The sequence below is a fragment of the Exilispira thermophila genome, assembly GCF_055389015.1.
The window spans coordinates 2,420,735-2,434,143 of sequence record NZ_AP042476.1 but is presented as its reverse complement, the minus strand read 5'-3'; the positions used below and the strand labels follow the sequence as shown (position 1 = coordinate 2,434,143).

At 25.7% G+C, this 13,409-nt stretch carries 12 protein-coding genes; 2 read left to right on the top strand and 10 right to left on the bottom strand.

The window, feature by feature from the left end; genetic code table 11:
• Nucleotides 1-140: 140 nt before the first annotated feature.
• Both ACZ5EC_RS10320 and ACZ5EC_RS10315 read right to left on the bottom strand, forming a co-directional pair.
• Nucleotides 141-1,289: a DUF819 family protein gene (locus ACZ5EC_RS10320; RefSeq protein WP_464302404.1), complete on the bottom strand. Its 1,149-nt coding sequence runs from the start codon at nt 1,287-1,289 to the stop codon at nt 141-143.
• A 59-nt stretch (nt 1,290-1,348) separates the two neighbouring features.
• Entirely contained in the window at nt 1,349-1,897 is a 549-nt protein-coding gene (locus ACZ5EC_RS10315) for a D-sedoheptulose-7-phosphate isomerase (RefSeq protein WP_464302403.1), read from the bottom strand.
• Nucleotides 1,898-2,153: 256 nt separating this feature from the next.
• On the opposite strand from ACZ5EC_RS10315, the gene ACZ5EC_RS10310 reads away from it, so the two are divergent.
• On the top strand, nt 2,154-3,191 hold the full coding sequence (locus ACZ5EC_RS10310; RefSeq protein ID WP_464302402.1) for a PilZ domain-containing protein: 1,038 nt from the start codon (nt 2,154-2,156) through the stop codon (nt 3,189-3,191).
• A gap of 86 nt (nt 3,192-3,277) precedes the next feature.
• On the opposite strand, the gene ACZ5EC_RS10305 is transcribed toward ACZ5EC_RS10310, so the two are convergent.
• From ACZ5EC_RS10305 to ACZ5EC_RS10270, 8 genes are all read right to left on the bottom strand, one after another.
• Entirely contained in the window at nt 3,278-3,736 is a 459-nt protein-coding gene (locus ACZ5EC_RS10305; protein ID WP_464302401.1) for a 23S rRNA (pseudouridine(1915)-N(3))-methyltransferase RlmH, read from the bottom strand.
• Complete coding sequence (locus tag ACZ5EC_RS10300) at nt 3,733-4,716, bottom strand: 2-hydroxyacid dehydrogenase (RefSeq protein ID WP_464302400.1); 984 nt, start codon at nt 4,714-4,716, stop codon at nt 3,733-3,735. The genes ACZ5EC_RS10305 and ACZ5EC_RS10300 overlap by 4 nt, the downstream gene beginning before the upstream one ends.
• Before the next feature lie 19 nt (nt 4,717-4,735).
• Nucleotides 4,736-5,722 (bottom strand): ABC transporter ATP-binding protein, encoded by a 987-nt coding sequence (locus ACZ5EC_RS10295; protein WP_464302399.1) that lies wholly within the window; start codon nt 5,720-5,722, stop codon nt 4,736-4,738.
• Between the two features lie 105 nt (nt 5,723-5,827).
• Nucleotides 5,828-6,805 (bottom strand): ABC transporter ATP-binding protein, encoded by a 978-nt coding sequence (locus tag ACZ5EC_RS10290; protein WP_464302398.1) that lies wholly within the window; start codon nt 6,803-6,805, stop codon nt 5,828-5,830.
• Between the two features lie 78 nt (nt 6,806-6,883).
• Entirely contained in the window at nt 6,884-7,771 is an 888-nt protein-coding gene (locus ACZ5EC_RS10285) for an ABC transporter permease (protein WP_464302397.1), read from the bottom strand.
• Nucleotides 7,772-7,975: 204 nt separating this feature from the next.
• The gene (locus ACZ5EC_RS10280; RefSeq protein ID WP_464302396.1) at nt 7,976-8,896 is read right to left on the bottom strand and encodes an ABC transporter permease subunit; all 921 of its coding nucleotides are present in this window, start codon (nt 8,894-8,896) and stop codon (nt 7,976-7,978) included.
• A gap of 120 nt (nt 8,897-9,016) precedes the next feature.
• Nucleotides 9,017-10,633 carry a peptide ABC transporter substrate-binding protein gene (locus ACZ5EC_RS10275; protein ID WP_464302395.1) on the bottom strand — a complete coding sequence of 539 codons (1,617 nt, stop codon included), beginning with the start codon at nt 10,631-10,633 and terminating at the stop codon, nt 9,017-9,019.
• A 195-nt stretch (nt 10,634-10,828) separates the two neighbouring features.
• Nucleotides 10,829-11,308 carry a hypothetical protein gene (locus ACZ5EC_RS10270; RefSeq protein ID WP_464302394.1) on the bottom strand — a complete coding sequence of 160 codons (480 nt, stop codon included), beginning with the start codon at nt 11,306-11,308 and terminating at the stop codon, nt 10,829-10,831.
• A gap of 179 nt (nt 11,309-11,487) precedes the next feature.
• On the opposite strand from ACZ5EC_RS10270, the gene ACZ5EC_RS10265 reads away from it, so the two are divergent.
• Nucleotides 11,488-13,260 carry a peptidase U32 family protein gene (locus tag ACZ5EC_RS10265; RefSeq protein WP_464302393.1) on the top strand — a complete coding sequence of 591 codons (1,773 nt, stop codon included), beginning with the start codon at nt 11,488-11,490 and terminating at the stop codon, nt 13,258-13,260.
• Nucleotides 13,261-13,409 lie beyond the last annotated feature (149 nt).

Genomic DNA, 13,409 nt, shown 5'->3' with positions numbered 1-13,409 from the left:
TCATTCTCCTAAACGGTCTTTTTGACCAAATTAAATGTCGAACCTAAGCCTATCTGCTTTCAGGTTTATTTTCGTTGCCTGAAAGCAGTTTCTTTATCCCCTGCTATTGATTTTTATCACATCTCCTTTTTAGCACATTTCTATCCTAAAAATTTCAATATCCATACCATGAAAACCCCATAATAATTACCTATTGCATAACCGATTAATCCTGCAGTAATCCCTGAAAAAATAATCTCTTTATTTTTTAAAACTGATGAGACTAATGGAACAAATGGGGGAGAAAATATCCCTGCAATTGATGTTATTATCATTGTATCAATATCAATTTTTAAAATATAACATAAAATTAAATGGATTATTAGAGATCCAAAGATTGCTATGGTTACATATAAAATTATATAAGGGGAATTAGATAACATTTTAACTAAATTAGCCATTGACCCAACAACAAGGCAAAATACAAGTATAAAATATTGGCCTACTTGAAAACTATTTTTTATATTTTTAAAAGGTTTTATTAATGATGCAATAGTACCAAGAGTTGTTACTGATAAAATAATAACTAGAGACATATCAACCTTTTTTAATAGTAAAGTTAAACCAAAACTTAACCCAACTATAACTATATCAATTAACATTAATTTAATAAATGCAAATATATTGTCTCTTGTAAATATCCCTTCATATTTTTCTATCTCTTCTTTAGAAACAACCTGTTCTTTTTTATTCTCAACCTTTTTAAATTTTGGTAAAATAAGATTAAATAGTTTTTGAGCTATTGTAACAATAAACAATAAATATATTGAAGAAATTAAAATATCTGCTGTATGAACAGCGATGTAATCTGAAGGGGACACTTTTAATGCTAATTTTATTGCTGCTAAATTTGGAGTTCCACCTGTATAAACTCCTATCAATAAACCACCTATTTTATTAGCCTCAGGTAAATTATTTTTTAAAATCAAATATCCTATTATAACGGATATCCCTATTGCAATACACATAGCAATAAAAGAAATTAATGTAGATTTAGCTAATTTTTTCCAGGAACTAATATTTAAAGAAAGTAATAATAAAGGAAGTGCTAAAAGAACAGAAATAGAACTTAAATTATCCTGTAATGGGAAAAACTTCTCAGGTAAAAGATTAAAATTACCAATTATTAAACCTACTATATATAATAAAACTATTGGATTTATTTTTTGAATTATTACAGATTTCTTTTCCCACAAAATAATTAAAAAAGGGAATCCTAAATAAAAAACTATCAATAAAAAATAATCCATATTTTCTCCACTATATAATTTATTAAAATTATTTTAAAAATTTTGCCAATATTTTGAACTTATAATTTTTCATCTATTTTTTTACATAAAAAATGGTAAAGCATTTGATGAATCTCTTGAATGTGAGATGTTTTATTACTTTTAACTAAAAAAACAATATCAGAGTACTTAATTAATTCCCCTCCATCTTTTCCTAAAAAACCTACAATAATTATCCCCTTTTTCTTTCCAATTTTTGCAGCTTCAATAACATTTTTAGAATTTCCTGAAGTCGAAAAACATATTAAAATATCTCCTTTTTCACCTAATGCCTCAACCTGTCTTGAGAATATCTTTTCAAAAATATAATCATTTGAAGTTGCTGTTATTAATGAAGTATCTGTAGTTAAGGCTAAAGCTTTTAATGGTTTTCGTTCTTTTTCAAATTTTACAACAAGTTCAGTTGCTAAATGTTGACTATCAGCTGCTGAACCTCCATTACCACAAATTAAAATTTTTCTATTTTCTGTCATTAAATCAACTAGTTTTTCTATATTATTTTCTATTTCTTCAAAATTTATACCTTTCATTAAACTTATAATTTCTTCTATATATGTATTTAAATTCATTTCTCCCCCTTTATTCACTCCTTTAACATAACATATATTTAACAAAAATAAATTTATTTTATATTTATGAGTTGTTAACAAATTTTAAATATTCTCGATAATAAAAAAAATATTGCTCTTAATTTTGACAATCTATTAATCTTAATTATATTAAATATAGATAATTTTGCTTGTATAATATAATTAAAAAGTATTTTTTATCTATACAAGTGTATAGTAAACAAAAAATTAATTATATATTTTAGATGGAGAAAATATGAACGCTCCAGTTTTTAATGTTCCCAGAGCCACTACTACACAAATAATTATTTCAATTCTAGTTCTTTTTGTTATTATATTTTTCTTTTTTGGAGGTCTTTACTATTATAAAAAACTTTTTCAAGTCCTTTCAGAAGAAAAAGTATTATTAGTTAAAAGATATGCTTCTAACAACAAACTATCCAAATATGAAACTGATCTACTTATAGATATTATAAAAAGAGAAAAAATTCAAAGTCCTGAAATTTTTTTAAGAAATTCTGATCAATTAAAAAGTGTAATTTTGAAATATATTTCATTATATTCTTCTAAAATAATGGAGCCTAAAAAGCTTATTGAAGTAAAAAATGCTTTATATAATATATTGAATAAATTGTGCAATTTTTATAGACCTAAAAGGCGAATATATAATAGCGAGAAACTTAAAGAAGGACAAAAAATAAGAATTGAATACAATAACAGATTTTTTTATTCCCAAGTTTTAAAAGTTACTAACTCATATATTTTAATTGAAAGAGTTCAAATTTTTGATGATCCTAATGCACCTATGGCAAATTTACCTATAAAAGTTTATTTTTATAATAAAGGAGATGCTGGTTATTCATTTGAAACCAAAATTACCAGAGATATTAATAACCCAAAAGTTCAGGCATTAATGCTAGCACACTCAAACAAATTGCGAAGACACCAAAAACGAAAATTTCTTAGAAAAAATTGTAATATCCCTTCACAAATTACAATGCTAGAAATAAATGTTGTTAATGGAAAAAAGAAAATTAAACAAACAAATATTAGATTACAAGGGTTAATTTTAGATTTATCTATTGCAGGAGCCTTAATAAAAATAATGAATTTAAATAATTATGAATCAATTCAAATTGGAAAATATTTTTTGTTAGAATTTGTAATTAATCAGGTTAAAATTAGAATTATAGCCAATATAATAAATATTACAAATGAAGAAAACATACATTCTAAATTTGTAAAAATACTTGATAATAATGCTTATGTAATAAATGATTTTATATTTATGTAAAATTTATTATTTTCTCTAACCAATAATAATGAAATCATTGTAAATTTAAACTGTCTGTCATATTTTATAAATTATCTTAAATTTTATCAATTATATTTCATATTATATTTTATTGTTATAGCTCGATAAATCTGCTCAAAAAGCATAATTCTAAAAATTTGATGCCCAAAAACCATTTTTGAGAAAGATATTATCTTATAGGCATTGTTCTTTATAGGAAAAGGGATTCCAGTTTTTCCTCCAACTAGAAATCCTATGCAATCATAATTTTCAAAAAGTGTAAAAAGGTCTTCAGAAAATTTATTAGAAGTTATACTTTCCCCTTCTGGTGAAAATACAATCAATGCTGAATTATTTTTATTCAGTTTTTTTTCAATCTCTTTTTTGAGCCATACTATATTTTTATCTATTTTAAAATCTTTCTCTTTAAGAAAAATCTCTTTTATATCAATATATGAAACGATTCTCTTTTTAAATACTGAAACTATCTTATCTATACCTTCATATTTTGGTTTACCAATAAATATTAGAATTATTTTTTTCATTTTTTTAAGTTACTTAAAACTTCTGGATTTACAATATTGTTAATTTTATCAAATTTGCTATTTAATGCATATTTTAATGATGTTAATGATAACACAGCCATCCTTTTTCTTGTTTCAATTGTAGCAGATCCAATATGTGGTAATACTAAAACTCTTTCAAATTTCAAAAGTTCTTTATTTACATATGGTTCATTTTTATAAACATCAAGACCAACGCCAAAAAACTTCCCATACTTTAAAGCCTCTATTAAAGCATTTTCATCAATTATATCACCCCTGGAAGTATTGATTAAAATAGCTTCATCTTTCATTAATCCAATTTTATCTTTATCAATTAAATTTTTTGTTTCTTCAGTTAAAGGTGTATGAATTGAAATAATATCTGAAATTTTTAACAACTCATTTAAATCTTTATATTTTATCCCTTCTTTTTCCAAATATTCTTTTTTTGTCCTTGAATTATAATAAACATTACATCCAAGATTTTTCATCTTTTTAGCATAAGCAGAACCAATTCTACCTGCTCCAATAATACCAACAGTTTTCCCTACTATATCGACCCCTAATAAATATTTTGGACCCCATGGCTGCATAGTATAATTATCCATCTGGTGAATTGCTTCTCTTACTCTCCTGGCAACACTAAAGGTCAAAGTTAAGGCTAATTCTGCAGTTGCCTCTGTTAAGACATCTGGAGTATTTAAAACAATTATCCCTTTCTTTGTAGCATAATCTACATCAATATTGTTATATCCAACTGCATAGTTTGATATAACTTTTAAGTTAGGAAGATTATCTATAATTTCTTTGTCAACTGGATAAGAAAGCAAAGTTAAAATGCCATCAGCATCTTTACAAAAATTTATAAAATCACTCTTATTGTCAAATTTTTTATTTTCTTTTCTCCATTTTATATCAATACCATTTAATATTGAATTTACTTCCTCTTCAAAAAGCTTTCCAAATATTGCAACTTTCATATTTTAATCCCTTTTTTTACTAATACAAATGACAGGCTACTTGATGCCCATTTTTTATTTCTTTTAATACAGGTTCTTTTTCTTTACAAATTGGCATTCTACTATAACACCTATCATAAAATCTACATCCTTTATATTCCTCTATAGGAGAAGGAACATCACCTTCCAGTATTATTCTCTTTCTGTTTTTTTCTTTTTCAGGATCTGGAATTGGTACTGCTGAAAGCAAAGCTTTTGTATATGGATGCATTGGATCATTATAAATATCTTTATAGTCAGCAATTTCAACAATTTTACCTAAATACATTACAGCAACTCTATTTGATATATGTTTAACTACAGATAGATCATGAGCAATAAAAAGATATGTTAAAGAAAATTTATCCTGTAATTCCTGTAATAAATTAATAATCTGTGCTTGAATTGAAACATCAAGGGCAGACACAGGTTCATCACATAAAATCAATTTTGGTTTTAAAGCTAAAGCTCTAGCTATACCAATTCTCTGTCTTTGTCCACCAGAAAACTCGTGAGGATATCTATTTATATGTGAACCTGACAAACCAACTACCTCAAGTAAATATTTTACCTGTTCTTTTATTTCTTTTCTTGTTATATCAAGCAATTTTAGGCTTCTAAAAACTTCTAAAGGTTCGGCAATTATATCACCAACCGTCATTCTTGGATTTAATGAAGCATAAGGATCTTGAAAAATCATTTGTATATTTCTTCTTTTTGGTATTAAATTTTTATGACTCATTTTAGCTATATTTTCACCATTGATATATACATCTCCTGCTGTAGGATCGTACAATCTAATAATAGTCCTTGCCAATGTTGACTTACCACAACCGGATTCACCAACCAATCCTAAAGTTTCTCCTTTATTTATTTCAAAAGATACTCCATCTACAGCTCTTAAATATATTGGTTTAGTTTTAAAAAAATCTTTATGCCCTACAACAAAATATTTTTTTAAATTTTCAACTTTTAATAAATTCTCCATTTTATAACCTCTTATTTGGATTTTATATTAAATTTTAATTTTTTTCTAATATAATTATCTATTTTAATTAAAATTAATATTTTATAATATTTTTTTCAATTTTAATTAATAAATTGGATTATGACAGGCAACATAATGATTATCAGAATATTTTTTCAATTCTGGTTTTTCTTTTGTACAAATAGGTAACATCCTATCACATCTTGGATAAAATGGACATGCATTTGGCATATCAACTAGATTAGGAGGAGAACCTTTTATTGAAAACAACTTCCCCTTAGTATCTTCATCTAATCTTGGAATAGATTTCAATAATCCAACTGTATATGGATGTGCTGGTTTAGTAAAAAGTTCATTTGTTGTATTCTGTTCAACTATATGACCAGCATACATAACAACAATTCTGTCAGTCATACCAGCAACAACACCAAGGTCATGAGTAATTAAAATTAAAGACATTCCAATTTCATGTTGAATTTTTTTAATTAATTCTAGAATTTGAGCTTGAATTGTAACATCTAATGCTGTGGTCGGTTCATCAGCTATTAATAAAGAGGGATTTGTAGTTAAAGCCATTGCAATCATAACTCTTTGCCTCATACCACCAGAAAATTCATGAGGATAAGAGTATATCCTTTTTTCTGGATTAGGAATTCCAACTAACCCTAAAAGTTCAATCGCTTTATCCAGAGCTTCATTTTTAGTTAAATTATCATGATAAATTAAACCTTCTATCATTTGTGTTGATATTCTTAAATATGGATTTAAGGAAGTCATTGGATCCTGAAAAATCATTGAAATCTTTTTACCTCTAATCTGTCTTTTTTCTTTTTCAGGAATATTTAAAATTTCTTTACCTTCAAAATACACTTCTCCACCAAGAATTTTTCCTGGAGGTGTTGGAATTAACCCCATAATACTTAAATTTGTTACAGACTTTCCAGAACCAGACTCACCTACAATACCTAAAGCTTCCCCTTTATAAACATCAAAGGAAACTCCATTAACAGCTTCTACTATACCTTCATCTGTTTTAAAAACTGTTTTTAAATTATTCACTACCAATAATTTATCATTTATCATAAAATTACCCCATTTTTTTATTAAATATAATTTTTCTTTTATAATTTTTTTTCATATTTTCATTTTGTTTTTAAAATTCTAAACCTTATTTTTCATTGATGGATCTAAAGCATCTCTTAACCCTTCACCTAAAAAGTTTAATGAAAATAAAACAACTGCCAGTGTAATACCAGGAGCTAATATTAACCAGGGATAAGTTGTAATTGCATTCTTACCTTCTGAGGCTAAAAGACCCCAGGAAGTCATTGGAGCTTGAACACCTAAACCAATAAATGAAAGAAAAGCTTCCTGTAACATTACGGAAGGAATTGTTAATGTAATATATACAATTATAGGGCCAGCAGCATTTGGTAATAGATGTTTAAATATTAATCTACTTCTTGATACCCCAACTGTCTTAGCTGCTTCAATATATTCATTGTTTTTCAAACTAATTATCTGTCCTCTCGTAATTCTTGCAATTGTCATCCATGATACTACACCAATTCCAATAAACAACATATATATTTTTCTACCAAAAATTACCATTAACAAAATTACAAAGAACATATATGGAAGACCATATAAAATATCAACAAATCTCATCATTGCTTCATCAACTTTTCCACCAGCAAACCCAGCAATTGCTCCATAAGTAACCCCTATTACCAGAGCAACAAACGCTGTTACAAAACCAACTGCTAATGAAACTCTACTTCCATATATAACCCTGGAAAAAAGGTCCCTTCCTAAACTATCTGTTCCAAACAAATGTTGTTTAGAAGGTGGTTGATATTGATTTGGCATATCTATTGTTTCATATGAATATGGTGCAATTACATTTGCAAATATTGCTATTAAAATGAAAATCATGACAATAATTCCACCTACAATTGCCATTTTATTCTTTTTTAACCTTCTCCAGGCATCTAACCATAGTGATACACCCTTAACTTCTTCTGCAGATAAAACTCTATTTTTATCCATATATTTGACTCCCAGAAATTATAATTTTTACATTCAAATACTTACTTTAATTTTTTTAAACCTTACTTTTTCCATATTTTATTTATTTCATTAATTTTAATTTCTAACTATTAATATTTTTATGTTACTTTTTATATATTTTTAATATTATTTACTAATTTTCATTTCTGATTATTAATTTTTTTTCTAATAACTCTACCAATTTTAAGAATATTTAATTCTTGGATCTAAATATGCATAAATAATATCAACTATAAAGTTCATAACCATAAGTAAAGCAGCATATGTTATCATTACACCAGCTACTAAGGTATAATCCCTATTAAATGCTGCTAAAACATAATCTCTTCCCATTCCAGGGATCGAACAAATTTGTTCTACAACCATAGATCCTGTAACAATACCTGCAAAAGCAGGTCCTAAAAAGGTAACAACAGGAATTAAAGAACCTTTTAAAACATGCTTTACAAGAATAGTTGAATTAGATAAACCTTTTGCTTTAGCTGTTACAACAAAATCTTTTCTTATTATATCCAGAACACCAGCTTTAGTTAATCTAGTGATATATGCAGTGTATGGTAAAGCTAAAGATAAAACAGGAACAAGTAGATTGCTTAATTTCCCCCATCCTGCTACAGGTACCCAACCTAAGGTCCTTGCAAACAAAAGAATAAAAAGTGGGGCGACTACAAAAAGTGGAGTAGAAATACCCAATAACGCAAATGACATGAAAAAATAATCCCAAAATTTATTTTGTTTAAATGCGGAAATCAAACCAAATGTCACTCCAAAAATAAAGGCAATTAATAAAGCTAATGAACAAATTTCGAATGATACAGGAAATTTTAGCTTTATTAAATCATTTACAGAATAGGCTCTATACTTAAATGATGGACCAAAATCTCCATGGAATAATAAATCTCCCATATACCTCAAATATTGTTTCATCAATGGTTCATCTAAATGATATTTTTTTTCAAGATTATGCTTAATAATCTCAGGAACATTCCTTTCAGCATCAAAAGGTCCACCTGGAACAAGTCTAATAATAAAGAAAATCATAGTAATTATAATTAATAAAGTAGGAATCATATTCAGCAATCTTCTTAATATAAACTTTAACATAGAATTGTCTCCATTCGTTATATTTTTAACTCCACCTGTATGATATATATAAAAAAAATTATTTCAATAAAAAAAAGGAGGACTAAATGCCCTCCCTTTTAAAACCTTTAAATTGTTTAACTATTTTTCTTTTTCAATATAAACTTCTTTTAATGGATGCATGTCAAGAATATTTTCATAAATTCCTTTAACATAAGGTTTTAACATATATACATTTACATAAAAGTAAATAGGAATAACAGGTAATTCTGTCATTAAGATTTTTTCAGCATCATGAAAATACTGCATTCTTTTTGTATTATCAGTAGTTTGTTTAGCTTTTTCAATTAAAGCATCATATTCAGCATTTGACCAACCAGTATTATTGTTACCACCATTAGTAATATACATATCAAGGAAAGTATTAGGATCAACATAATCACCAATCCAACCAGATCTTGAAACCATATAATTTAAAGATCTTTGAGAAGTTAAATAAACTTTCCATTCCTGGTTTTCAAGCTCAACATCGATATTTAATTCTTTTTTCCACATTTGCTGTATAGCTTCAGCTATTTTTTTATGACCTTCAGATGTATTGTAAAGAATAGTAATTTTTGGAAATCCTTTACCATCTGGATAACCAGCTTCTGCTAATAATTTTCTTGCAAGTTCAGGATCTTCTTTATCAGCAAATTTATAACCAGTATATCCAGGCATATTTGAAGGAACATATGAATAAGCAGGAACCTGTCCAGCTTTTCCAATATATTCACAAATATATTTTCTATTAATAGTTAAAGCTAAAGCTTTTCTAACTTTAGGATCAGCTAAAGCTTTGTTAGAAGGTGGATTACCAGTTACATTAACTTTGTAATAATAAGTTCCTAAATATGGAGCAACATGGAAATCAGGATGTTTTTTCATTTCATCCATTCTTTCAGTTGGAACACCTGTTATCCAATCAATTTCACCATTTAAGTATTGTTCTAATGCTGTATTTTGATCTTCAACAGGGTAAACAATAACTTTGTCCAATTTAACTTTATCTTTATCCCAGTATTTATCATTTTTAACAAGAACGATTTCTTGCTGAGGTTTCCATTCAGATAATTTAAAAGGACCATTGCAAACTATGTTTTCAGCCAAATACCACTTATCAGTACCAACTTTGTCAATAACATGTTTAGGAGTTGGCATATAAGTCTGGAATGAAGTTAATCCTAAAAAATATGGAGTAGGATTTTCTAAAGTTACTTTTAAAGTATAATCATCAACAACTTCAATTCCTAAATCTTCTGGTTTAGCTTTTCCATTAGTATAAGCTTCACCATTTTTAATATACCATAATTGATATGCATAAGGAGAAGCTGTTTCTGGAGCTAAAGCTCTTGTCCATGCAAATTTGAAATCATTTGCTGTTACAGGAGTTCCATCAGACCATTTAGCTGTTTTTCTTAAATGGAAAGTATAAACTTTACCATCAGGTGAAATATCCCAGGATTCTGCAACACCAGGCATTGGGGATAAATCTTTTGGATTATATACAGTTAAACCTTCAAAAATTTGCATAGCAATTCTAAACTCAGGCACACCACTCATTATAGATGGATCTAATGTTTCAGGTTCAGCACCATTATTGAATTTGAATACCATTTCTTCTTTTTTTGCAGCAGTTCCACTTTTACAAGCGAATAAACCAAAAACCATTAAAATAGCCAATATCACTATACCAGCTATTTTGATTCCTTTTTTCATATAAATTCCTCCTATCAATTTTTCATATATAAATATCAATACAAATTTACAAATGTCAAGTATTTTTTAAATAATTTTTACAGTTATTGACTTTTTTTTAACATTGATTAACCTGAATACAACATTATTTATAAAAAAAATCATGATATAAACAAATTACAAATTTTATTTAAAATTGAGTAGCGATTTTAATTTTTAATGAATATTTAATGATTTTAAAATTACTTTTTTAATTTTTTCTAGAGAATCTTTTTTCTTAAAAATACCAAATTTAATTTTATCTCCATTTTTAAAATGAATTGTAAATTCATAAACAACTTTTTTTTTGTATCCAATTTCATGTTTTATAATTGCAATTTCTTCAATTGATGAATAGGGTATTTTCTTTTTTTTATTTAAAAAGAAAATCCCTTTTTTAATATATATGTTTTTTGTTTTATTATTAAAAATAGTTTCATCAACTAAAATTCCCATATAAAGTAAATAAATAACGATAAACCAAAATATTAATTCAAACCAAAAATTTATATCATTTTTAAACTCAAACCTATAATAAATAAAAATAAAAATTAGGAGTAAAAAACTAATTAAAGCTTTTATTCTATTACTAAGTCGGTAAAACATAAATACTTTTTCTTCTAAAATTTTATGATCATACCATTTTGATTCATACATAATTTAAATCCTTATTTAAAAATAATATTTACATTCTTTAACTAATTTATTATTCTTTATTTAAATAAAACATTATTAAGTAACATTGTTTAATTATTTAATTTTTAATTAATTTATCTATAATAATAAAAAAAACTATAATTTTTTTACAAAATATTTTATTGGAATAAAGGATAATTATGATTCTTTCAAAACCTGAGTTATTAATACCAGTTGCAAATTTACAAAAAGCTAATTTCGCAATTGAATTTGGAGCTGATAGTATTTATGCTGGAACTAATCAATTTGGTCTTAGGTATAATAAAAATTTTGCTAACCTTAAAGAACTAACAAAAATTTCAAAATTTGTGCATAGCAAAAACAAAAAAATTTATATTACAACAAATATATTTATGCATAATCAAGATATAAAATCATTTGAACAAAGTCTGGATAAAATTTTATATGTAGACCCTGATGCTTTAATAGTATCCGACCTGGGTGCATTGAAACTTATTCTTGATAAAAGAGAAAAATTAAATAACATTAACCCTTTTGAAGTTCATATTTCTACTCAAGCAAACACAACTAATTTTATGTCAGCTTTATTCTATGAAAGTCTTGGAATTGATAGAATTATATTAGCACGAGAACTAACATTAAAAGAGATTTTTGAAATAAAAAATCAATTAAAATCAAAAAAATCAGATTTAAAATTAGAAACTTTTGTTCATGGTGCAATGTGTATCTCTTACTCTGGAAGATGCTTGCTTTCACTGTATATGACATCCCCTGAAACTTCCACTCCAGATAAAAATAAAACTTATAGAGATGCAAATAGAGGGATGTGTACTCATCCATGTAGATGGGAATATAAAATAATAGAGAAAAAGAGAGATGATGAAGTTTTTGAAGCTATTGAGGATAATGGATATACATATATTATGTCTTCAAAAGACCTCAATCTTCTAAAATATATCCCATTATTAATTTTATCAGGAATTGACTCATTTAAAGTTGAAGGTAGAATGAAATCTAACCATTATATTTCTGCAACAACTTTAGCATATAGATATGCAATTGATGAAGCATTTTCTTTATTAAAATATAAATTTAATAAAATTCAAAATCTTAAAAAATATAATATTAAAAACAACAATAAGAATGATATTAATAATGATAAATACAATTATGATAATTTAAATATTCAAGTAAATAGAAATTCTGATACAATTGATAATAAGTTATTTGTTGAAGATGAAATTATAAAAAGATATATCAATGAACCAGAAGAATTTTTCAATGATTTTCCTGAATGGAATAAATTTTACAATAATATCTATGAATTAGTAGATAATTTCTCCCATAGACCTTACACTACTGGTTTTTATTTTATTAAATCAAGAAAAGACAAAGCACTTTCTGCTTCTTCGAATAAATATATTGAAAAAATGAAGTATATTGGATTTTCAGTTAAAAACCTCTATCCTGAAATAATTGCAAAAGATTCTAAAATTAACTCAATTTCTAACAGGTTAAGTGATCTGAAATTAAATTTATCTTCTAAAGAAAGGGAAAAATTAATCAAAATTATTCAAAATTTAAATTTTTATAATATGGAACAAAGTAATGAGGATTATGAAAAAAGATTAAACAACTCTTTTGAAAAAAATGATTTTTTAGAAAACTTAACTTTATTTAAAAAAGAAATTTTTAAATTTTATGAAACTCACAATAAAAAAATTTATATAATCTTATTTTTTGCTAAAAATAAATTTTTAACTACAAACAATTTAATTATTTTAGAACCAGATAATTCTAATAAAAACCCTTACAAAAAACTTCTACCTGAAAATTTTCTTATTTATGATTTAAACCTTGAAAAAGTAGAATTTACTAAACATTCAAATTACTATTTGCTCATTACAGATAAAATAATTAATGAACTATCAGTTCTTTTACATAATAAATAAATTTTAAAAAATAAATCCATATTAATATTTTTTTTTAAAAGCATTAAAAAATCTCAATTATTATTTGTTGAATTCATTATTTTAAACATTCTTTTGAATATTTTTTTCCATTTTATATATTTAAATTTAAACATTATCCATATAATTAA

Coding starts and splice junctions, on each gene's coding strand:
- ACZ5EC_RS10320 (WP_464302404.1), bottom strand. CDS start 1,289: ATGGATTATTTTTTATTGATAGTTTTTTATTTAGGATTCCCTTTTTTA.
- ACZ5EC_RS10310 (WP_464302402.1), top strand. CDS start 2,154: ATGAACGCTCCAGTTTTTAATGTTCCCAGAGCCACTACTACACAAATA.
- ACZ5EC_RS10270 (WP_464302394.1), bottom strand. CDS start 11,308: ATGTATGAATCAAAATGGTATGATCATAAAATTTTAGAAGAAAAAGTA.
- ACZ5EC_RS10305 (WP_464302401.1), bottom strand. CDS start 3,736: ATGAAAAAAATAATTCTAATATTTATTGGTAAACCAAAATATGAAGGT.
- ACZ5EC_RS10280 (WP_464302396.1), bottom strand. CDS start 8,896: ATGTTAAAGTTTATATTAAGAAGATTGCTGAATATGATTCCTACTTTA.
- ACZ5EC_RS10295 (WP_464302399.1), bottom strand. CDS start 5,722: ATGGAGAATTTATTAAAAGTTGAAAATTTAAAAAAATATTTTGTTGTA.
- ACZ5EC_RS10315 (WP_464302403.1), bottom strand. CDS start 1,897: ATGAATTTAAATACATATATAGAAGAAATTATAAGTTTAATGAAAGGT.
- ACZ5EC_RS10285 (WP_464302397.1), bottom strand. CDS start 7,771: ATGGATAAAAATAGAGTTTTATCTGCAGAAGAAGTTAAGGGTGTATCA.
- ACZ5EC_RS10300 (WP_464302400.1), bottom strand. CDS start 4,716: ATGAAAGTTGCAATATTTGGAAAGCTTTTTGAAGAGGAAGTAAATTCA.
- ACZ5EC_RS10265 (WP_464302393.1), top strand. CDS start 11,488: ATGATTCTTTCAAAACCTGAGTTATTAATACCAGTTGCAAATTTACAA.
- ACZ5EC_RS10275 (WP_464302395.1), bottom strand. CDS start 10,633: ATGAAAAAAGGAATCAAAATAGCTGGTATAGTGATATTGGCTATTTTA.
- ACZ5EC_RS10290 (WP_464302398.1), bottom strand. CDS start 6,805: ATGATAAATGATAAATTATTGGTAGTGAATAATTTAAAAACAGTTTTT.